The sequence below is a fragment of the Pectobacterium sp. CHL-2024 genome (assembly GCF_044751765.1).
GTDB classification, from domain to species: Bacteria; Pseudomonadota; Gammaproteobacteria; order Enterobacterales; family Enterobacteriaceae; genus Pectobacterium; species Pectobacterium brasiliense.
The window spans coordinates 16,847-37,963 of the sequence record NZ_JBIXKO010000005.1 but is presented as its reverse complement, the minus strand read 5'-3'; the positions used below and the strand labels follow the sequence as shown (position 1 = coordinate 37,963).

The 21,117-nt window shown below is 50.8% G+C and carries 18 protein-coding genes; 1 reads left to right on the top strand and 17 read right to left on the bottom strand.

What is annotated here, in order from left to right; all coding sequences use genetic code 11:
* Positions 1-11 precede the first annotated feature (11 nt).
* The 6 genes from pstA to glmU all read right to left on the bottom strand — a co-directional run bounded on the left by pstA (position 12) and on the right by glmU (position 8,258).
* Positions 12-899: a phosphate ABC transporter permease PstA gene (gene pstA, locus ACIPUG_RS10005; RefSeq protein ID WP_010681438.1), complete on the bottom strand. Its 888-nt coding sequence runs from the start codon at positions 897-899 to the stop codon at positions 12-14.
* Positions 899-1,858: a phosphate ABC transporter permease PstC gene (gene pstC / locus ACIPUG_RS10000; RefSeq protein ID WP_010300064.1), complete on the bottom strand. Its 960-nt coding sequence runs from the start codon at positions 1,856-1,858 to the stop codon at positions 899-901. The genes pstA and pstC overlap by 1 nt, the downstream gene beginning before the upstream one ends.
* A 162-nt stretch (positions 1,859-2,020) precedes the next feature.
* Complete coding sequence (gene pstS / locus ACIPUG_RS09995; RefSeq protein WP_039281335.1) at positions 2,021-3,061, bottom strand: phosphate ABC transporter substrate-binding protein PstS; 1,041 nt, start codon at positions 3,059-3,061, stop codon at positions 2,021-2,023.
* A 211-nt stretch (positions 3,062-3,272) separates the two neighbouring features.
* Entirely contained in the window at positions 3,273-4,700 is a 1,428-nt protein-coding gene (locus ACIPUG_RS09990; RefSeq protein ID WP_039320213.1) for a DUF4026 domain-containing protein, read from the bottom strand.
* A gap of 166 nt (positions 4,701-4,866) precedes the next feature.
* A complete protein-coding gene (gene glmS / locus ACIPUG_RS09985; RefSeq protein ID WP_014917149.1) occupies positions 4,867-6,699 on the bottom strand; it encodes a glutamine--fructose-6-phosphate transaminase (isomerizing) in 1,833 nt (610 codons plus the stop codon).
* A gap of 188 nt (positions 6,700-6,887) precedes the next feature.
* A complete protein-coding gene (gene glmU / locus ACIPUG_RS09980) occupies positions 6,888-8,258 on the bottom strand; it encodes a bifunctional UDP-N-acetylglucosamine diphosphorylase/glucosamine-1-phosphate N-acetyltransferase GlmU (protein WP_400338305.1) in 1,371 nt (456 codons plus the stop codon).
* 324 nt (positions 8,259-8,582) lie between these two features.
* Between glmU and pelX the strand changes: the two genes are divergently transcribed.
* Positions 8,583-10,817 (top strand): pectate disaccharide-lyase PelX, encoded by a 2,235-nt coding sequence (gene pelX / locus ACIPUG_RS09975; protein ID WP_400338303.1) that lies wholly within the window; start codon positions 8,583-8,585, stop codon positions 10,815-10,817.
* 168 nt (positions 10,818-10,985) lie between these two features.
* Here the strand turns inward: pelX and ACIPUG_RS09970 are convergent, their stop codons facing one another.
* The 11 genes from ACIPUG_RS09970 to mnmG all read right to left on the bottom strand — a co-directional run bounded on the left by ACIPUG_RS09970 (position 10,986) and on the right by mnmG (position 21,103).
* Positions 10,986-11,405, bottom strand: coding sequence for a F0F1 ATP synthase subunit epsilon (locus ACIPUG_RS09970; protein WP_010300077.1), 420 nt, complete (start codon positions 11,403-11,405; stop codon positions 10,986-10,988).
* Between the two features lie 19 nt (positions 11,406-11,424).
* Positions 11,425-12,807: a F0F1 ATP synthase subunit beta gene (atpD, locus tag ACIPUG_RS09965; RefSeq protein ID WP_014917152.1), complete on the bottom strand. Its 1,383-nt coding sequence runs from the start codon at positions 12,805-12,807 to the stop codon at positions 11,425-11,427.
* A gap of 32 nt (positions 12,808-12,839) precedes the next feature.
* Positions 12,840-13,703 (bottom strand): F0F1 ATP synthase subunit gamma, encoded by an 864-nt coding sequence (gene atpG / locus ACIPUG_RS09960; protein WP_005976554.1) that lies wholly within the window; start codon positions 13,701-13,703, stop codon positions 12,840-12,842.
* Positions 13,704-13,755: 52 nt separating this feature from the next.
* The gene (gene atpA / locus ACIPUG_RS09955) at positions 13,756-15,297 is read right to left on the bottom strand and encodes a F0F1 ATP synthase subunit alpha (protein WP_005976551.1); all 1,542 of its coding nucleotides are present in this window, start codon (positions 15,295-15,297) and stop codon (positions 13,756-13,758) included.
* Positions 15,298-15,309: 12 nt separating this feature from the next.
* Positions 15,310-15,843: a F0F1 ATP synthase subunit delta gene (gene atpH / locus ACIPUG_RS09950; RefSeq protein ID WP_039281270.1), complete on the bottom strand. Its 534-nt coding sequence runs from the start codon at positions 15,841-15,843 to the stop codon at positions 15,310-15,312.
* A 14-nt stretch (positions 15,844-15,857) separates the two neighbouring features.
* Positions 15,858-16,328 (bottom strand): F0F1 ATP synthase subunit B, encoded by a 471-nt coding sequence (gene atpF / locus ACIPUG_RS09945; protein ID WP_010681466.1) that lies wholly within the window; start codon positions 16,326-16,328, stop codon positions 15,858-15,860.
* A gap of 63 nt (positions 16,329-16,391) precedes the next feature.
* Positions 16,392-16,631 (bottom strand): F0F1 ATP synthase subunit C, encoded by a 240-nt coding sequence (gene atpE, locus ACIPUG_RS09940; RefSeq protein WP_005976545.1) that lies wholly within the window; start codon positions 16,629-16,631, stop codon positions 16,392-16,394.
* Positions 16,632-16,680: 49 nt separating this feature from the next.
* On the bottom strand, positions 16,681-17,481 hold the full coding sequence (gene atpB, locus ACIPUG_RS09935; protein ID WP_010681467.1) for a F0F1 ATP synthase subunit A: 801 nt from the start codon (positions 17,479-17,481) through the stop codon (positions 16,681-16,683).
* 22 nt (positions 17,482-17,503) lie between these two features.
* The gene (gene atpI / locus ACIPUG_RS09930) at positions 17,504-17,887 is read right to left on the bottom strand and encodes a F0F1 ATP synthase subunit I (RefSeq protein ID WP_014917154.1); all 384 of its coding nucleotides are present in this window, start codon (positions 17,885-17,887) and stop codon (positions 17,504-17,506) included.
* A 623-nt stretch (positions 17,888-18,510) separates the two neighbouring features.
* Positions 18,511-19,131, bottom strand: a complete 621-nt coding sequence (gene rsmG, locus ACIPUG_RS09925; protein ID WP_010681468.1) for a 16S rRNA (guanine(527)-N(7))-methyltransferase RsmG — start codon at positions 19,129-19,131, stop codon at positions 18,511-18,513.
* Positions 19,132-19,213: 82 nt separating this feature from the next.
* Positions 19,214-21,103: a tRNA uridine-5-carboxymethylaminomethyl(34) synthesis enzyme MnmG gene (gene mnmG, locus ACIPUG_RS09920; RefSeq protein WP_010681469.1), complete on the bottom strand. Its 1,890-nt coding sequence runs from the start codon at positions 21,101-21,103 to the stop codon at positions 19,214-19,216.
* Positions 21,104-21,117: the final 14 nt, after the last annotated feature.

The window sequence follows — 21,117 nt, the reverse complement described above, 5'->3', positions numbered from 1 at the left end:
TTCTTAGCGAATTAGTGCTTCTTGGCAGAGAAAATAACGCGCGCCAGAATATTCAGCAGCAGCACACACAGCGTAATCAGCAGTACACCCGCCCAGGCCAGCTGTTGCCACTCCACAAACGGGCTCATGGCGAACTTGAATATGGTGACCGGCAGGTTAGCAATCGGATGCATCAGATCCGTGCTCCAGAACTGATTCGACAGCGATGTAAACAGCAGCGGCGCGGTTTCCCCGGCAATACGCGCGATAGCCAGCAGCACCCCGGTGATGATGCCCGATACCGATGCCTTCAGCGTAATCGCAGAAATCATTTTCCATTTCGGCGTACCTAGCGCATAAGCCGCTTCACGCAGGCTATCCGGCACCAGTTTTAGCATGTTCTCGGTGGTACGAATCACAATCGGCACCTGCAACAGCGCCAGCGCAATCACACCCGCCCAGCCGGAGAAGTGCTGCATCTTTGCTACGACAAGCGTGTAGACAAACAGACCCACCACAATCGACGGTGCTGACAGCAGAATGTCGTTGATGAAACGAATCACTTCGGCGATCCAAGATTTACGACCGTATTCCGCCAGATAGATGCCCGCCATAATCCCCAGCGGCGTCCCCAGCAGCGTTGCCCACAGAATCAGCAATCCGCTCCCGACGATGGCATTCGCCAGCCCGCCACCCGCCGTATTCGGTGGCGGCGTCATTTCGGTAAATAACGCCAGAGACATGCCATCCACGCCTCGGGTCACGGTCGAAAACAGAATCCAGACCAGCCAGAACAGGCCAAATGCCATCGTGGACATGGATAAGAACAGCGCAATGCGGTTTTTCTGGCGACGCCAGGCCTGCATTTTACGCCGCGAGCGTGCCAGTGCGGCTTCTTGCTCTATGCCTAATGTAGCCATTAGCGCGCCCCCTCATTTTTTGCCAGACGCATAACCATCAGCTTTGAACACGCCAGAACAATAAAGGTAATAACAAACAGAATCAGCCCCAGCTCCATCAGCGCCGCCGTGTGCAGACCGGATTCCGCTTCGGCGAATTCGTTCGCCAGCGCAGAGGTAATACTGTTGCCAGGCATATATAGCGACGCGCTGTCGAGCTGGTAGGTGTTACCGATGATAAAGGTCACCGCCATGGTTTCCCCCAACGCGCGCCCCAGTCCCAACATCACCCCGCCGATCACGCCGTTTTTGGTGTAAGGCAGCACAATGCGCCAGATCACTTCCCACGTCGTACAGCCAATGCCGTAAGCGGACTCTTTCATCATCACCGGCGTTTGCTCAAACACGTCACGCATCACCGCCGCAATGTACGGGATAATCATGATGGCCAGAATGACGCCGGCCGCCAGAATCCCGATCCCGAATGCCGGGCCGGAGAACAGCGAGCCAACAATAGGAATACCAGACAGGACGTTGCCTACCGGCTGTTGGAAGTATTTGGCAAACAGCGGAGCGAAAATGAACAGCCCCCACATGCCGTAAACAATACTCGGTATGGCCGCCAGCAATTCAATCGCCACGCCAAGCGGACGTTTCAACCAGGCTGGTGCCAGTTCTGTCAGAAATAGCGCAATACCGAAGCTAATCGGAATCGCAATAATCAGTGCAATCAGTGAGGTAACGATGGTGCCGTAAATCGGAACCAGTGCACCAAACTGCTCTGCGGGCGCATCCCACTCTTTCGTCCACAAGAAGGCAAAACCGAACTTCTCGATGCTAGGCCAGGACGCCACAATCAGGGAAACAATGATGCCACCCAATAGCAGTAGCGTGACCAGCGCCGCCAGTTTTACCAGCGTGCTGAAGAGGATATCGCCATACTTTCCCGGGGCTTTGATAGTTGGCTTGTACTCCGCCATACGTCTCTCTTCTCGTTTTAACTACATTTGATAAGCTATTGAAGGCAGAGAGGTTGCTATCACCTCTCCGCCCCGATACGACTTGTTATTCCACTACGTATTTCCCAGAACCTGACAGCCTCATCAGGCTCCGGTTATCAACACGATGTGTCGATACAATAATTAGTACAGTGCTTTACCGCTGCTGTCTTTGACCTGAGTTTTCCAGGCAGCACGGATTTGCTCAACCACTTCTTTTGGCAGTGTGGCGTAATCCAGCGCTTCAGCTTGCTCGCCGCCTTTCTTGAACGCCCAGTCGAAGAATTTCAACACTTCAGCGCCCTGCTCAGGTTTTTCCTGCTTGGTGTGAACCAGGATGAAGGTGGTTGAGGTGATCGGCCACGCATCCGCGCCTTTCTGGTTCGTCAGATCCTGAGCGAAAGACTTGCTCCAATCGATCTCTTTAGCCGCGTTGCTGAAGCTGGCGCCAGTCGGGCTAACCGCTTTGCCATCGGCAGAAATCAGTTTGGTGTAAGCCAGATTGTTTTGCTTGGCATACGCATATTCTACGTAACCGATAGAACCAGGCAGACGCTGTACGAACGCCGCGATACCATCGTTACCTTTACCGCCCAGACCGGTTGGCCAGTTCACGGTAGAACCTGCGCCAATCTTCTCTTTCCACTCTGGGTTCACTTTTGCCAGGTAGCTGGTGAACACGAAAGACGTACCAGAACCGTCAGCACGACGAACCACAGCGATGTCCTGATCCGGCAGTTTGGCATTCGGGTTCAGCTTGGTGATTGCCGGGTCATTCCATTTTTTGATGTTGCCCAGGTAGATATCACCCAGCGTTTTACCATCCAGCGTCAATTCGCCAGATTTGATGCCAGGAACGTTCACTGCCAGCACCACACCACCGATAACGGTTGGGAACTGGAATAAACCATCCTGTGCTAATTTGTCGTCAGCCAGAGGGGCGTCAGAAGCACCGAAATCAACTGTTTTCGCGATAATCTGTTTTACACCACCAGAAGAACCGATGCCTTGATAGTTAACTTTATTACCGGTTTCTTTTTGATAGGAGTCAGCCCATTTGGCATAAACAGGCGCAGGGAATGTCGCACCGGCACCGGTGAGGTTAGCAGCAGCTAAAGCAGAAAATGCCGTCAGAGAAAAGGTTGCCGCAACAACACTGGCAAGAGTGGTACGCATCAGTTTCATAATCCCTCCTGTGGGATAATCGACGTGTCGACATGGAGCCGTTATCAATCAGAGTTATCAAATCAGAGTGTAGTTCGCAGGAGGAAAAATAGGACAGTTTGGTGACAGTAAAATGTACGTAATATGACAGTTTTATGACAATGACGCAGAATGCAGGAAAATTCAGGCATCACCAGCCAGAACAGGCGTTCTGACTGGTGCAGGAGATCGGTCAGTGAGTCTGGCTATGGCTAAGTAATTTGTAAATCGTATCAGGCTTATAGCTATCGCCCTGATAATAAATCGCCCAGTCAGTTACCCGCGATATATCAACGGAATACACACCACCTTCCTGCATATCCTCAACGTAGAACGGATGATTGATTAATGTTCCCGTCACTACAGTGTCGTCGATTTTTTCGGGTATAAACCACATGTGCTCGCGCTCTTCCCCCTCTTCGCCATGAGGAATGCCAAACTTCACCATAAAGCGCCATTCACTTTCGACAGGTTTAGGTGCTTTTTTTAGTAGCTTAGCTAAAAAACCCGGTTTAGCCGGTTCGTCACTCACGTGGTAGTTTTTAAACATGTTGACGAAATAACGCCAGCGCAGCTGTGCCTTACGTGACATTTCTGCCGTTTCCGCATTCGTGCGCCAGAACATGATGGCATTCTGCTCATCAAATCCTTTAAAGAACGTTTGCAGTACCGGATTTTCTTCGTTGGTACGAAACAGCATACAGGAAGGCTCCTGATGCACGTCATCCCGATCGGCGCGATCGCCCAGAAACACGCCTTCCGGCGTCCCTTCCAGATCGTAGCGCATATCTTCCAGAGGCCGCAGTTGATCAATCGGCGTGGATTGATTCACATGCCGCAGCCCTTCTTCAAACGGCAACGCCACCAGATATTCATAGCCGCTGTCCGTTTGCCCGCACAGAATCGGTTCGTTAAAGGTAATCTGCTGATTTTGAATGGCATTATTGACAAAACTTCTGAATAAATCCGGGATGCCATAATACGAACTGAGCGTCTCGGGAATAACTAATTCAGCCTCTGTCAGGCCGCATCGCGCCAGACCATGCGAGTGAAACCAGAATGTCGTTGGCGGATCGTTCTCGGTGTCGTACACGGCATGAATGGTATACAGCGATTCAATTTCCGGCAGGACATCATCTTCCAACTGAAAATTCAGCCATTCACGGGTAAACACGTTACCAGCAGCGGAAATATCGATGCCCAGGAGAAAATCCGGTACCACAGCGCTTAATAAACGAAGCTGATGAACGTAGTCTTCCAGCGGATTTGGCCCAAAAATACACTCAACCATCACTTCCTGCGTCGCCGCATTAGCCTGCGCCAACAGCTCGGGTGAAATCGGGTCGGTTGAATGTATCGGCGTGATGCTATTTTCGGGATCGCGCTCCGATACCTCAAGATAAAAGGTCAGCTCGCGATCGTGATGACGACAGGTATAAAAGAATCCGCCCTGTCCCTGCTCGGTATAACTTACTTCGCCATCGGTGAAAAATGACTGCGCCTCTAGCAAGCTTTCCAGCAGCGGATAGTTCATCTCTCGTGAGGAAAAGGCCACCATCGTTGAAGGTACTTTTTCCCCCTTCCCTTCCGCGATATCCAGGTATTGTTGTTTGTTATTCATATTAAGAACAAGTCAGTATTCAATATGGGTAAACCACTATACCCAATAAATTTTTATGAGGAGAGTGCGGAGGACGCAAAAAGAATGGGTATAAAAAACAAGCAGTAGAATGGGAAAAGAAATGAAGGTAAATAACACGATGGCTATTTACCTTCATTTTTAAAAATTACTCTACCGTAACGGATTTCGCCAGGTTACGTGGCTGATCGACATCGGTGCCTTTAATCAGCGCGACGTGATAAGACAGCAGTTGCAACGGCACCGTATAGAAGATTGGCGCAATCACTTCTTCGATATGCGGCAGTGGAATAATCTTCATATTCTCGCTGCTGGTGAAACCGGCATCTTCATCAGCGAAGACATACAGCTCGCCGCCGCGTGCCCGCACTTCTTCGATGTTGGATTTCAATTTTTCCAACAGTTCGTTGTTCGGTGCCACCACAACAACCGGCATATCCGCATCAATCAGCGCCAGCGGGCCATGCTTCAGCTCACCTGCTGCATAGGCTTCCGCGTGGATGTAAGAGATCTCTTTCAGCTTCAGCGCGCCTTCCATCGCGATCGGATACTGATCGCCACGGCCGAGGAACAGCGCATGGTGCTTGTCAGAGAAACCTTCTGCCAGAGATTCGATGAGCTTGTCCTGAGACAGCATCTGCTCAATACGCGCTGGCAGCGCCTGCAAACCATGAACGATGTCATGCTCAATCTGTGCATCCATACCGCGCAGACGGCCAACACGCGCCACCAGCATCAGCAGAACGGTAAGCTGAGTGGTGAAGGCTTTAGTCGAGGCCACGCCAATCTCTACGCCCGCTTTGGTCATCAGCGCCAGATCGGATTCACGCACCAGCGAGGAACCGGCGACGTTACAGATAGCCAGCGATCCCAGATAGCCCAGTTCTTTGGACAAACGCAGTGCTGCCAGCGTATCCGCTGTTTCACCTGATTGAGACAGGGTAATCATCAGGCTGTTCTTACGCACGGCAGGCTTGCGATAGCGGAATTCGGAAGCAATCTCTACGTCGCACGGAATACCGGCCAGTGATTCAAACCAGTAACGAGAAACCATACCGGAGTTATAGGATGTACCGCAGGCAATGATCTGAACGTGTTCAACCTTCGCCAGCAGCTCATCCGCTTTCGGGCCTAACTCAGACAGATTGATCTCGCCGTGGCTGAAACGCCCTTCAAGGGTGTTCTTGATCGCCATCGGCTGTTCGTAGATCTCTTTCTGCATGTAGTGACGATACGCGCCTTTATCACCAGCATCGTAATTCACTTTTGATTCAATTTCTTCGCGTGCGGCAAGCTGGCCGGATTTATCAAACACGCGCACATCACGACGGGTGATTTCCGCGATGTCGCCTTCTTCCAGGAACATGAAACGGCGAGTCACTGGCAGCAGCGCCAGCTGATCGGAGGCGATGAAATTTTCACCAACACCACGGCCAATCACCAGCGGACTACCAGAACGTGCGGCAACCAATACGCTTGGGTCGCGGTTATCCAACACCACCATGCCATACGCGCCGCGCAGCTGTGGGATCACACGCTTAACCACGTCAACCAGCGTTCCGCCATTCTGCTGCTGTTCGAAATGAACCAGATGGGCAACCACTTCCGTATCGGTTTCAGAAACAAAGCGATAGCCGCGACCGATCAGCAGTTCACGCAGCGGCTCGTGGTTTTCGATAATGCCGTTATGAACGATAGTGATATGTTCAGAAACATGCGGGTGTGCGTTCTCTTCAGAAGGTTCACCGTGCGTTGCCCAACGGGTATGGGCGATGCCGGTACCGCCGTGCAGTTCATGCTCTTCAGCTGCCTGAGACAGCACCTGCACTTTCCCCAGACGGCGTAAACGGGCGACATTTCCTTCGCTGTCAACAACCGCCAGGCCCGCAGAGTCATAGCCGCGGTACTCAAGACGGCGTAAACCTTCCAACAAAATTTCAGCAACATCACGTTGCGCAACTGCGCCTACAATTCCACACATCGATGGTATTCCTATAAAAGTGACATATTGTGTCACCAGGGATGTCTTAGACCTGATTGTTCCGGTTTTTCCGGGTTCCCCGAGCCTTGTAGAGAGTTGGGGATTATTATGTTTTGTTCTGTGCTCTGGGATACTAAAACACAGGACAAAACAACCTCCGCCATAAGCGGAGGTATATTACTCAACGACTATTTCTTTTTCACCGGACGTTGCCAGCCGGAAATATGCCGCTGTTTCACGCGACCGACCACCAGCTCATTCTCCGCCACATCGTGCGTGACGGTCGTTCCCGCCCCGATAGTCGCACCGCTGGCTACGCTAACGGGCGCCACCAGTTGACTATGCGAGCCGACAAATACATCGTCGCCAATAATCGTTTTGTGTTTATTTGCGCCGTCATAATTACAGGTGATCGTTCCCGCGCCAATATTAACACCGGAACCGATATCCGCATCACCCAAATAGCTAAGGTGACCCGCTTTTGATCCTTTACCTAAGCGCGCCTTTTTCAATTCGACAAAGTTGCCGACATGCGCGCCCTCAGCCAGTTCCGAGCCTGGACGCAGGCGGGCAAATGGACCAACGGTACACTCTGCTTCTAACACTGCATCTTCCAACACGGAATAAGGGCTGATCTCACAGTCATCGCCAATGATGCAGTTTTTGATCACGCAGCCAGCACCGATTTTCACCCGGTTGCCTAGCTTAACATTGCCTTCCACGACAACATTGACATCAATCACCACATCGCGACCATGAGCCAGCTCGCCACGCAGATCAAATCGTGCCGGATCGAGCAGCATCACACCGGCCAGCAGCAGCTTATCTGACTGTTCACGCTGATAAACGCGCTCCAGCGCCGACAGTTGCAGACGGTTATTGACGCCCTCAACCTCACTCAGTCGCTCGGGATGGACCGCTTCAACACGCTGACCTTCTTCCGCTGCCATCGCAATAATGTCGGTGATGTAAAACTCGCCCTGTGCGTTGTTGTTATTCAACTGGCTTAACCAACGCTTCAGATCTTTGCCGTTCGCGATCAGAATGCCGGTATTGATCTCGCCAATCTGGCGCTGTTCTTCGCTGGCATCTTTGTGCTCGACGATCCCGACTACGGCACCGTTTTCACGCACAATTCGCCCATAGCCCGTTGGATCGTCCAGCTTCACCGTCAACAGGCCGATACCGCCCTGCGGCTTAGCCTCACGTAAACGCCCCAGCGTTTGTGATGAAATCAGCGGCACATCGCCATACAACATCAAAATATCTTCATCATCAGCAAAATGGGGCGCGGCTTGCTGCATCGCATGCCCGGTTCCCAACTGTTCCGCCTGCAATACCCAGTTCAACGCCGGATCGGCCAATTCACGTTTTAGCAAATCGCCGCCGTGGCCATAGACCAGATGAACGTGCTGTGCGCCTGTCGTCATGGCAGCGTCAATAACGTGCTGAACCATCGGCTTACCCGCCAGTTTATGCAGCACCTTGGGAAGGTCGGAATACATACGGGTTCCTTTACCCGCAGCAAGGATCACCACACTCATCGCACTATTTGACATAAGTATCCTGACAGTACGGAGCCACCGCTCCGCAAGAATAAAATGACCAGCCTGTTACAGCATGAATAACCAGAGTTTACCGAAACTACTGCGTAACGCGGATACTTTTTGGTGAGTTTTTTCTGAAAATCCCGCTAAAAACGACGAATGTTCACGAGAAGAAGATACAAGCACCATACTCTCAACCTAAACAGAAATGACACAGGGTTTCATAAAAAACAGACTTTGTTTTTAAGTATTTCCATTTGTGACACACACAAAAGAAACAGCGTTTCATTTATAGCAATATACGCGGGCGAATAATTCAATAACGAAGGAGATACAATGAAACGTTGTTCTTCACCAAAATGTGATTCATTACGGAAACACCGTTCTTCACGCCTCGCAGCCGTCGCGTTGACGAATGCATTACTCTTTAGCTTTAGTACACACGCCACGACAGAATCACCCCCTGTCTGGCACGGCATCGCCTTTGGTCAATCAACAGACGTAAACTTCTCATCCAATGTCCTGCCGGAAAAGATTGGTGTTAACGACGTCACCATTAATGGCAAGAAATTAGCACCGGGGGATAACGCTGATTTGTCCGCCCCTATCACGATCGAAAGTCGTGGCGGAAAGATTGCCAACACCCATGACGGACTGACGTTCTTCTATACGCAGCTGCCTGCGAATGTGAATTTTACGCTTCAGTCTGACATTACCGTGGAACAGTTTGGGCCAGAAAACGGTGCCAAGCCGGCGGCTCAGGAAGGAGCCGGGATTCTGGTGCGCGATATTATTGGCGTGCCGCGTCAGGAACCGCTGAAAGAAGGGTATGAGGAGTTCCCTGCGGCATCCAACATGGTGATGAACGCCATCATGACGCAGGATAAGAAGTCTCATACCGAAATTAAGCTGCAGGCTATTTTGCGTAATGGCGTCACACAGCCGTGGGGCAATGCCGGTGCGAAAATTACCAAGACCAGCTACCAGGAAAATGTGAATCTGGAGCAAACGCCGACGTTCCGTCTGAAACTGGAACGTACCAATGACGGCTTTATTACCTCTTATGCGCCGAAAGGCACGGATAACTGGGTATCAAAAGAAGTCAAAGGCGCGGACGTCGTCACCAAGCTGGATAAAGACCACTACTACGTCGGTTTCTTTGCTTCCCGTAACGCCAAAATCACCGTTAGCAATGCACAGTTGACTACCACGCCGGCGCAAACCAAAGCGTCACCGGAGTTCAAGGCTAAGGCCTATGATCCTTTGCTCCAGGTGATGTCATCGCCTAAAACCACCAGCGAACACTATGTGGTTCAGGCCAGAGCCAACTACGCCGGCACGATCGCGGTGTCGCAAAACGGTCAGCCTCTGGGTGAAGCGAAGCAGGTAAAAGCGGGAGAAACCTTATCTCTGCCAGCGAAAATTGCCGGTAATAGCGCTGAGTTCAAGATTGCCTACCAGCCTACGGAAGGCGATGATAAAGCAGTAAAAGAGAGCACGTTCAAGGTTGAAAGAGTGGCCTACGCAGACGCTAAAAATCTGTATGTTTCGCCACAAGGTTCAGCCAGCAATGACGGCAGTAAAAATGCACCGATCGATTTAGCCAGCGCCGTCGCCGCTCTGCCAGCTGGTGGCACAATCTGGCTCAACGATGGTGATTACAGCGCAACTGAAATCCCTGTCAGCGCCAGCGGCCAGCAAAAAACCGTCAAGAACCTGTTTGCTGTCGGCAATAAAGCCGTGATTCATGGCCTACAGCTGAAAGCAAGCCATTGGCATGTTAAAGGGATTGAAATCACAGAGAAACCGTTCCGTATCGAGGGGAGCTACAACACCATCGAACGCGTTCTGGCGCACCACGCTGACGATACCGGTATTCAGGTGACTTCGACGGCCGATGTAGGCAGACCGCTGTGGGCTAGCCATAACCTGATTCTGAATTCAGAATCTCACAGTAATCAGGACCCAGGCAAAATTAACGCCGACGGTTTCGCGGTGAAAATGCGTGTGGGTGAAGGCAACGTGATTCGCGGCGCGTTCTCGCACAACAACATCGATGATGGCTTCGACCTGTTTAACAAAATTGAAGACGGCGCAAACGGCGTTGTGGTGATCGAGAATTCAATTGCCATGAACAACACCAGCAACGGTTTCAAAATGGGTGGTGAAGGCCAGCCAGTAGCGCATCAGGTTAAAAACAGCATTGCTGTGGGCAACAAACTTGATGGTTTCACTGACAACTTCAACCCTGGTGCCTTGATCGTTGAAGACAACATCGCGTTAGATAACGAACGCTTTAACTTCATTTTCCGCCCAAGCCCTTACTCTGGTCCGGAAAAACAAGGCGTCTTCAAGAACAACATTTCGCTGAAAACCAAAGCGGGTAAATATGATGATGCGGTTGTCGGCAATATCGATAACACCAACTACTTCATCAAAGGCGACCGTTCGGTTAACGCGCAAGGTAAGGAAATCACCGTAAATAATTTCGTGTCAGTAGCCATTCCTGAGACGTTTACGCGTGATGCCAAAGGCAATCTGGTACTTGGCGACTTCCTGAAGAAAAAATAAGGGCTTCAAGCCCCCGCCTAACAAGGTAGGGGCTGACAAAGCGTAAATGGATTTATCCGCGATCTTAATGACTGCTTTCGCAGGCATTTTTATATGTAACATAGACTTAAATGCAAAAAGGCCAGTCAGTGTGAACTGACTGGCCTTCAATTATTGCAAGCTTATCTGTTACATCGCTTTTCTGGTCAGCTCGATAACACGCAGCTTCGCAATCGCTTTAGTCAGCTCTGCGGAAGCCTGAGCATAGTCCACATCGCCATGCGAATTGCGGATATGATCTTCAGCTTTGCGTTTCGCTTCCAGCGCACGTGCTTCATCCAGATCCTGCCCACGGATAGCGGTATCAGACAGTACGGTGACAATATTCGGCTGCACCTCAAGGACGCCGCCAGAAAGATAGATATACTCTTCCTCACCGTGCTGCTTAACGATACGAATCATACCCGGCTTAATGGCAGTGAGCAGAGGGGCATGTCCCGGATAAATACCCAGTTCGCCTTCGCTCCCCGTTACCTGGATCTTCTGCACCAGACCGGAGAACATTTGCTGCTCTGCACTCACGACATCCAGATGGTAAGTCATAGCCATGTCACCCTCCTACAAGGCGTTACAGTTTCTTGGCTTTTTCCACGACTTCGTCAATGGAACCAACCATGTAGAACGCCTGCTCTGGCAGGTGGTCGTATTCGCCTTCCATAATCCCTTTAAAGCCACGGATGGTGTCTTTCAGGGCAACGTATTTGCCCGGAGAACCGGTAAATACTTCCGCTACGAAGAACGGCTGAGACAGGAAGCGCTGAATCTTACGCGCACGGGATACCACCAGCTTGTCTTCTTCAGACAGCTCGTCCATACCCAGAATCGCGATGATGTCTTTCAGTTCCTGGTAACGTTGCAGAATAGACTGCACGCCACGAGCAACATCATAGTGTTCCTGACCAACAACCAGCGGATCCAGCTGACGGCTGGTGGAGTCCAGCGGGTCAACGGCCGGGTAGATACCCAGAGAAGCGATCTGACGGCTCAGTACCACGGTTGCATCCAAGTGAGCAAAGGTGGTGGCTGGTGACGGGTCAGTCAAGTCATCCGCAGGAACGTAAACGGCCTGAACGGAGGTGATAGAACCGGTTTTGGTTGAGGTGATACGTTCTTGCAGAACGCCCATCTCTTCCGCCAGCGTCGGCTGATAACCTACCGCAGAAGGCATACGACCCAGCAGTGCGGATACTTCCGTACCGGCCAAGGTATAACGGTAGATGTTATCGACGAACAGCAGTACGTCACGGCCTTCATCACGGAATTTTTCCGCCATGGTCAGACCGGTCAATGCTACGCGCAGACGGTTACCCGGCGGCTCGTTCATCTGGCCATACACCAGTGATACTTTATCGATTACGTTGGAGTCGGTCATTTCGTGGTAGAAGTCGTTACCTTCACGGGTACGCTCACCTACGCCTGCAAACACGGAGTAACCGGAGTGCTCGATCGCGATGTTACGGATCAGCTCCATCATGTTTACGGTTTTACCTACGCCCGCACCACCGAACAGACCCACTTTACCGCCCTTGGCAAACGGACACATCAGGTCGATAACCTTGATGCCGGTTTCCAGCAGTTCCTGTGAGTTTGACAGCTCTTCATAGCTAGGAGCTGAACGGTGGATAGCCCAACGCTCTTCTTCGCCGATGTCGCCTTTCATGTCGATGGGATCACCCAACACGTTCATGATACGACCCAGCGTTGCTTTACCTACCGGTACTTCGATCGGGTGGTCCAGGTTATTCACGTTCAACCCGCGACGCAGGCCGTCAGAAGAACCCATTGCGATACAACGAACAATGCCGCCGCCCAACTGCTGCTGCACTTCCAGCACCAGTTTTTCAGCGCCGTTCTCTACCTCAAGCGCATCGTACACCTTCGGTACGGCATCTTGCGGGAACTCGACGTCCACCACGGCGCCGATTACCTGGATAATCTTTCCAGTAGCCATCTTGAATCCTCTACGTAATTCGTAAACCTGCTTTAAACCGCGGAGGCTCCCCCGACGATTTCGGTGAGTTCCTGGGTGATGCTGGCCTGACGAGCTTTGTTGTATACCAACTGCAGCTCTTTGATCAGGCTACCGCCGTTATCGGTCGCGGCTTTCATCGCAACCATTCGCGCGGCCTGCTCACTAGCCAGATTTTCTACGACGCCCTGATAAACCTGAGATTCTACATAACGGCGCAGCAGGGTATCCAGCAGCGACTTAGGATCGGGTTCATACAGGTAATCCCAGGCTTTCTTCTTCAACTCACCGTCATCCGAAGGCGGTAACGGTAACACTTGAACAACAAGCGGTTCCTGAGACATGGTATTAATAAACTTGTTGCTTACGATATACAGCTTGTCCAGACGACCTTCGTCATAGGCTTGCAGCATAACTTTAACCGGGCCGATCAATTCTGATACGGAAGGGTTATCCCCCATACCGGTAACCTGAGCAACAATGTTTCCGCCTACCGAACCGAAGAAAGATACCGCTTTGGAACCAATCAGCGCTAAATCAGTTTCAACGCCTTTGTCGCTCCAGGATTTCATATCAGCCAGCAGTTTCTTGAACAGGTTAATGTTCAAACCACCACACAGGCCACGGTCAGTAGACACAACCAGATACCCAACGCGCTTAACGTCGCGTTCTTCCAGGTACGGGTGTTTATATTCCAGATTTCCTAACGCAAGGTGACCAATCACATTGCGTATGGTTTCCGCATAAGGACGGCTGGCCGCCATACGATCCTGCGATTTACGCATTTTGGAAGCGGCGACCATTTCCATTGCTTTGGTGATCTTCTGCGTATTTTGGACGCTTGCGATCTTACTACGTATCTCTTTTGCGCCGGCCATCTTTGCTTCTCCTCAAAGCCTTGCGGCCTGCTTTACAGCAGGCCACCGGGCGTTACCAGGACTGGGTTGCCTTAAAAGTATCGAGGATGCCTTTAAACTTGCCCTCGATCTCATCGTTATAAGCGCCAGTCTGGTCGATTTGTTGCAGAAGTTCGCCATGCTCACGGTCAGCATAAGCCAACAGTGCCGCTTCAAAGCTACCGACTTTCGACAGCTCAACATCTTCCAGATAACCACGTTCCGCCGCAAACAGAACCAGAGACTGCTGTGCGACAGACATCGGCGCATACTGTTTCTGCTTCAACAGCTCGGTCACTTTCTGACCGTGGCTCAACTGCTTACGGGTTGCATCATCAAGATCGGAAGCGAACTGAGAGAATGCAGCCAGCTCACGGTACTGTGCCAGAGCGGTACGAATACCACCGGACAGTTTCTTCATGATCTTGGTCTGTGCTGCACCACCCACACGGGATACGGAGATCCCTGGGTTAACCGCAGGACGAATACCGGCGTTAAACAGGTTGGATTCCAGGAAGATCTGACCATCGGTAATAGAAATTACGTTGGTTGGAACGAACGCAGAAACGTCACCCGCTTGCGTTTCGATGATCGGCAGAGCGGTCAACGAACCGGTTTTCCCTTTCACTTCACCCTTGGTGAATGCTTCAACGTAATCGGCGTTAACGCGCGATGCACGCTCCAGCAAACGGGAGTGGAGATAGAAAACGTCACCAGGATAAGCTTCACGACCTGGCGGACGACGGAGCAGCAGAGAAATCTGACGATAAGCAACGGCCTGTTTAGACAGGTCATCATAAATAATCAGCGCATCTTCACCGCGGTCACGGAAGTACTCGCCCATCGCACAGCCGGCATACGGTGCCAGATATTGCAGAGCAGCAGACTCAGACGCGGTAGCAACAACAACAATGGTGTTTTCCAGTGCGCCGTGCTCTTCCAGTTTACGTACCACGTTAGAAATCGTGGACGCTTTCTGGCCGATAGCGACGTACACACATTTGATGCCGGAATCACGCTGATTGATGATGGCGTCGATGGCCAGTGCGGTTTTACCCGTCTGACGGTCACCGATAATCAGCTCACGCTGACCACGACCGATTGGAATCATGGCGTCAACGGACTTATAGCCCGTTTGTACCGGCTCATCAACGGACTGACGTTCGATAACGCCAGGCGCAATCGCTTCAACCGCAGAGAAACCGTCGTGATCCAGTGCGCCTTTACCGTCAATCGGTGCGCCCAGCGTGTTGACCACACGACCCAGCAGGCCGCGACCAACTGGAACTTCAAGAATACGGCCGGTGCATTTTACTTTCATGCCTTCAGCCAGATCCGCATACGGACCCATGACTACCGCACCAACGGAGTCGCGCTCCAGGTTCAGTGCGATCGCATAACGGTTACCCGGCAGAGAGATCATCTCTCCCTGCATCACGTCTGCCAGACCGTGGACGCGGATGATTCCGTCGCTGACGGAAACAATAGTACCTTCATTGTGAGCTTCGCTCACCACATTGAACTGAGCAATGCGCTGCTTGATCAGTTCGCTGATTTCGGTGGAATTCAGTTGCATGCTCCAGTCCCCTTAAGACTGCAAGACGTCTGCCAGACGTTCCAGACGACCGCGAATGCTGCCATCTATCACCATATCGCCCGCGCGGATAACCACGCCGGCCATGACAGACTTATCAATTTTGCAATTCAGCTTCACTTTGCGTGACAGACGTTTTTCCATAGCGGCAGCGATCTTTGATTGCTGCTGCTCACTCAACGTGCTGGCAGAAATCACATCGACGTCAACCGTCGATTCCAGAGTTGCCCGCAGTTGAATAAATTGTTCCAGTACTTCAGGAAGCACTGGTAAACGTCCGTTTTCGGCCATCACCCTAATCAGGTTCTGACCGGCTTCATCAAGTTGATCACCACAAACGGCAATAAATGTTTTCGCCAGCTCAATCGGTGCAACCGCACCAGAAAGCAACTCGGCAATCTGCTCATTGCGCGCCACTTCGGCCGAAAACGCCAGCATGTTCTGCCAGCGATCTAAGGCCTGATTCTCAACCGCAAAGTCAAAAGCTGCTTTGGCGTAGGGGCGAGCTACCGTGACAAATTCAGACATCAGCCCCTCCCTCCTTACAGTTCAGCGACCAGTTTATCAACGATGTCGCTGTTAGCAGCTTCATCCACGGAACGTTCAATAATTTTCTCGGCACCGGCAATCGCCAATACGGCAACTTGCTTACGCAGCTCTTCACGAGCACGTTTACGTTCGGCTTCGATTTCAGCCTGCGCCTGCGCCACAATCTTGTTACGTTCAGCTTCCGCTTCAGCTTTCGCCTCATCCAGGATCTGAGCACGGCGTTTGTTCGCCTGCTCGATGATAACCTGAGCATCCGCTTTGGCTTTCTTCAGTTGATCTGTCGCATTGGCCTGAGCCAAGTTCAAATCTTTTTTGGCACGTTCAGCAGAAGCCAGACCGTCAGCAATTTCTTTTTGACGTTTCTCGATGGCTGCCATCATAGGCGGCCATACATACTTCATGCAGAACCAGACAAACAGGACGAACGCAATGGCCTGGCCGAGGATTGTTGCATTAATATTCACAGCACAATGCCTCTTTCAAAGTTAAATAAGTTGATGTTTTAACCTCAGCAGAAAACATTCTGCTTAGGCCACCGCAAACATCACATACAGCCCCAGACCAACAGCGATCATCGGGATGGCGTCAACCAGACCCATGACGATAAAGAACTGTGTACGCAGTAAAGGAATCAGGTCAGGCTGACGAGCAGCACCTTCCAAGAATTTACCACCCAGAATGCCGATACCGATCGCAGCACCGATTGCCGCCAAACCCATCATTAACGCGGCAGCCATGTACAGCAGATCCACACTCAGGTTTTCCATGACAGTCTCCAGTTTGTTTCAGTTAAAAACGTTATTTGTTGAAAGAAAATCAATGCTCTTCAGATGCCATCGAGAGATAAACAACCGTCAGAACCATGAAAATAAAAGCCTGAAGCGTAATAATCAAAATGTGGAAAATAGCCCAAGGCACATTTAACAGCCATTGTGACCACCACGGCAACAGACCGGCAATCAGGATGAAGATCAACTCACCCGCATACATATTGCCAAACAGTCGCAAGCCTAAGGAAATAGGTTTGGACAGCAGGCTGACACCTTCAAGAATCAGGTTGATAGGAATAAATACTGGATGGTTGAACGGTTGCATGGTCAGTTCTTTAACAAAACCACCGAGCCCCTTCATTTTGATGCTGTAGAACAGAACCAGAATAAACACCCCAAGCGCCATAGACAGCGTGATGTTCACGTCGGCCGTCGGCACAGCACGCAGATAAGCATGCGCCGGATCGTATCCCAGCAAGCTATAAATGCCCGCCCAGGCTTGCGGCAACAGATCGATAGGCAGCAGGTCCATCAGGTTCATCAGGAAAACCCAGACGAAAATGGTCAGCGCCAGAGGAGCAATCAGTTTGCTTTTGCCATGGAACATATCGCGTACGGTGCCATCAACGAAACCGATAATCAGTTCGACAGCCGTTTGCAGCTTACCTGGCACACCGCTGGTCGCACGTTTCGCTACGCGGTGAAAGATAACCAGAAAGAGGACCCCAAGAGCGATGGAGAAAAACATCGAATCGACGTTGATCGCCCAAAAACCCGTCCCGACCTGCAAATGCTGCAAGTGGTGACCGATATACTCTTGCGGAGTAGAGATTTCTCCAGCAGCCATGATGTCTCTTACCCTTTTGTTGTTAATTACGGCAACGATTAATTACGGCCGGTGCCACGATCTGCATAACCAGCACCGATAAATAAGTCAGGCCAAGCGGAAAGAATGCCGCTTTAAACACGCCTAACGCCACCACTAACAGTGCAATGGTGATAAATACCTTAAGCGCCTCGCCAATCGCGAATGACCAGGCCACACGCCCGTCAGCAGGCTTGTGTGACTGATGACGCAAGGCAAACAGCACAAACAACACATTCGGTAACCAGGCTGCCAATCCTCCGCCTAATGCAGAAGCAGCAGCGTTGACGCTATTGAGGCTGAAAACAGCACTCAACAAAGCAAAAGTCACTAACTGTAACAACAGCAGCCTTAAGGCTACTTTTCCGCTGTAAAGGGATACAGGCATGACGTTTGCTCTCTCCGTACCTTTTCAGAGGTATACCGAATGACGTATAAAACTGCCTTTACACCACTGAGTCAAGCAGCAAAAAACGAGCAAATTATACGGGTCATACCTGCGAATTCAATCGATAAGTAGCGAAAAGGTGAACAATTATTTAAATTTCTTTCTGAAGCCCCGTTTTTACTAACAATCCTCGCGACTCATGTCTGGTGTCATTAATTTCTAAAGGCCTCCAATCTGTGATATGACTCACATAAAAGGGCTTACGAATATTTACAACAGGATGTATCTTTTTTTGTCCTTAGCAATAAAACGTATTTATTTTATTTAATTTCAATAAGTTAATAAAAACGCCATCCAAAAATCGCAATAAACAACGTTTCAACCACCTATTGACATTATTGATATCGTTTTTTTACTCAATTAACACAAAAATAACTAAATTTTGATGCCGATGATTTATTTTCGCTCGTTATTATTCAGTGCGAAAGCAAAAGGACAACGCTGAAAAAACGAAGATGTAAAATTTCAGTGATCGCGATGCGTTCCAGAACAATGTCACCGATAGACGAGGTGGCATCCTGACATGCAATATTTAGTTATAATTTTTTTGATAAAAAACAAAATTAGTTTGGTTTAAGCACGACCAAATGGCGCTCACCTTCCAGATCGGGAACAGATAAGCGAACAACCTGATCTAATAGGACATCTTGTGGCAAGGATGACAATTCATCCTCTGGAAGTACGCCTTTTAGAGCATAAAACCGCCCTGTCGGTCTGGCCGGAAGATGGCTGCACCAGCTAATCATGTCCTGCAAAGAGGCAAATGCCCGACTGATCACCCCATCAAAAGGGGGTTCTGCTGGAAACGCCTCAACGCGACTCTGCACTGGCGTGATGTTTTCAAGCTGTAGTTCATGCTGAACCTGACGCAGGAAGCGCACACGCTTACCCAGGCTATCCAGCAAAGTGAAATGCGAATCAGGGCGAACAATTGCCAATGGAATTCCCGGCAACCCAGGTCCGGTACCCACATCGATAAAACGCTGTCCGTGTAAATGTGGCTCAACCACGATACTGTCCATGATGTGGCGGACAAGCATTTGCTGCGGATCGCGTACCGACGTCAGGTTGTAAGCTTTGTTCCACTTATTCAGCATATCAACATACTGTATCAGAAGATTTTTTTGCTTATCTGAAATCACAATGCCAGCCGCGTTTAGCAGATTATCGAGTGTGTTGCGCACAATAAGATCCCGATGAAAAATATGAGGTTAATAATAAAAATAGCCGGATAACCGGCTATTTAGGGGATAAGTTTACCTTAAATCAGGCGCTACGGCGCAGCAGACCCTGTTTTTTAAGCCAGATCAGCAGAATGGAGATCGCCGCAGGCGTAATGCCAGAAATCCGTGAAGCCTGACCGATCGACGACGGTTTATGATCGTTCAGCTTGGCAATCACCTCATTGGACAATCCACTCACCTGTTTGTAATCCAGATCGGCAGGCAGCAGTGCATTTTCATTACGCTGCTGTTTCTCGATTTCATCCTGCTGGCGAGCAATATACCCTTCGTATTTGACCTGAATTTCAACCTGTTCTGCGGCCTGTTCGTCGGTTAATCCTGGGGCAAACAGCGGTAGCGCAGTAAGCTGAACGTAATCCACTTCCGGGCGACGCAGCAGTTCTTCACCGTTCGCTTCACGGGACAACGGCGTTTTCAGCAGTGAGTTGACCTGATCTAGCTGCTCAGATTGCGGGTGAACGTGAATGTCGCGCAGACGCTGGCGCTCTTTCTCAATATTTTCGAGCTTCTCGTTGAAACGTGCCCAGCGGTGATCGTCGACCATCCCCAGCTCGCGACCCATTTCAGTCAAACGCAGATCGGCGTTATCCTCGCGCAACATCAGACGATATTCAGCGCGTGAGGTAAACATACGGTAGGGTTCTTTCGTCCCCAGCGTGCAGAGATCGTCAACCAGCACGCCGAGATAAGCTTGATCGCGTCGTGGAGACCAGCCTTCCTTATCGGCAGCCAGTCGAGCTGCATTCAGCCCTGCCAGCATGCCCTGTGCGGCCGCTTCTTCATAACCAGTTGTTCCGTTGATCTGTCCAGCGAAGAACAGGCCATGAACAAATTTGTTTTCCAGCGTAGGTTTCAGATCGCGAGGATCGAAGAAATCGTACTCAATCGCATAGCCAGGACGAACAATGCGCGCATTCTCCATCCCTGCCATTGAACGAACAATCTGCCACTGGACGTCAAACGGCAAACTGGTAGAGATCCCGTTAGGATAAATTTCGTTGCTGGTCAGGCCTTCAGGTTCAAGAAAGATCTGATGCGTATTTCGATCGGCAAAGCGCATGACTTTGTCTTCGATCGACGGGCAATAGCGTGGGCCGATCCCTTCGATGATCCCGGCATACATCGGGCTACGATCCAGATTATTACGGATCACATCGTGGGTCTTCTCATTGGTATGCGTGATGTAGCACGGCATTTGCGCCGGATGCTGGCTCGCATTACCCAGGAACGAGAAAACCGGCATCGGGTTGTCACCGTGCTGTTGAGCCAGCACGCTAAAATCGATCGTTCTGGCGTCAATACGTGGCGGCGTACCGGTTTTAAGGCGGTTGACGCGCAGAGGCAGTTCACGCAGGCGACGTGCGAGTGGAATAGAAGGCGGGTCGCCTGCACGGCCACCGCTGTAGTTATCCAGCCCGATATGAATTTTGCCATCAAGGAAAGTGCCTACCGTCAACACCACGGCTTTTGCACGGAATTTTAGTCCCATCTGGGTAACAGCACCGACGACGCGATCGTTTTCCACAATCAGATCGTCAACAGCCTGTTGGAAGATCGTCAGGTTTGGCTGATTCTCCAGTGCGGTGCGAACCGCCTGACGATAGAGCACGCGATCCGCCTGTGCGCGCGTTGCTCTGACTGCCGGACCTTTACTGCTGTTTAGTATCCTAAACTGTATACCAGCCTGATCGACGGCACGCGCCATCAAGCCTCCCATGGCATCGATCTCTTTAACCAGATGACCTTTTCCAATACCGCCAATCGCCGGGTTACAAGACATTTGTCCCAGCGTATCAATATTGTGTGTAAGCAAAAGCGTCTGTTGGCCCATTCGGGCAGAAGCCATGGCTGCTTCTGTTCCGGCATGACCGCCACCGATCACGATGACGTCAAATGGATCTGGATAAAACATGGTACTGCTCCTCG

Coding starts and splice junctions, on each gene's coding strand:
- pstA (WP_010681438.1), bottom strand. CDS start 899: ATGGCTACATTAGGCATAGAGCAAGAAGCCGCACTGGCACGCTCGCGG.
- pstC (WP_010300064.1), bottom strand. CDS start 1,858: ATGGCGGAGTACAAGCCAACTATCAAAGCCCCGGGAAAGTATGGCGAT.
- pstS (WP_039281335.1), bottom strand. CDS start 3,061: ATGAAACTGATGCGTACCACTCTTGCCAGTGTTGTTGCGGCAACCTTT.
- ACIPUG_RS09990 (WP_039320213.1), bottom strand. CDS start 4,700: ATGAATAACAAACAACAATACCTGGATATCGCGGAAGGGAAGGGGGAA.
- glmS (WP_014917149.1), bottom strand. CDS start 6,699: ATGTGTGGAATTGTAGGCGCAGTTGCGCAACGTGATGTTGCTGAAATT.
- glmU (WP_400338305.1), bottom strand. CDS start 8,258: ATGTCAAATAGTGCGATGAGTGTGGTGATCCTTGCTGCGGGTAAAGGA.
- pelX (WP_400338303.1), top strand. CDS start 8,583: ATGAAACGTTGTTCTTCACCAAAATGTGATTCATTACGGAAACACCGT.
- ACIPUG_RS09970 (WP_010300077.1), bottom strand. CDS start 11,405: ATGGCTATGACTTACCATCTGGATGTCGTGAGTGCAGAGCAGCAAATG.
- atpD (WP_014917152.1), bottom strand. CDS start 12,807: ATGGCTACTGGAAAGATTATCCAGGTAATCGGCGCCGTGGTGGACGTC.
- atpG (WP_005976554.1), bottom strand. CDS start 13,703: ATGGCCGGCGCAAAAGAGATACGTAGTAAGATCGCAAGCGTCCAAAAT.
- atpA (WP_005976551.1), bottom strand. CDS start 15,297: ATGCAACTGAATTCCACCGAAATCAGCGAACTGATCAAGCAGCGCATT.
- atpH (WP_039281270.1), bottom strand. CDS start 15,843: ATGTCTGAATTTGTCACGGTAGCTCGCCCCTACGCCAAAGCAGCTTTT.
- atpE (WP_005976545.1), bottom strand. CDS start 16,631: ATGGAAAACCTGAGTGTGGATCTGCTGTACATGGCTGCCGCGTTAATG.
- atpB (WP_010681467.1), bottom strand. CDS start 17,481: ATGGCTGCTGGAGAAATCTCTACTCCGCAAGAGTATATCGGTCACCAC.
- atpI (WP_014917154.1), bottom strand. CDS start 17,887: ATGCCTGTATCCCTTTACAGCGGAAAAGTAGCCTTAAGGCTGCTGTTG.
- mnmG (WP_010681469.1), bottom strand. CDS start 21,103: ATGTTTTATCCAGATCCATTTGACGTCATCGTGATCGGTGGCGGTCAT.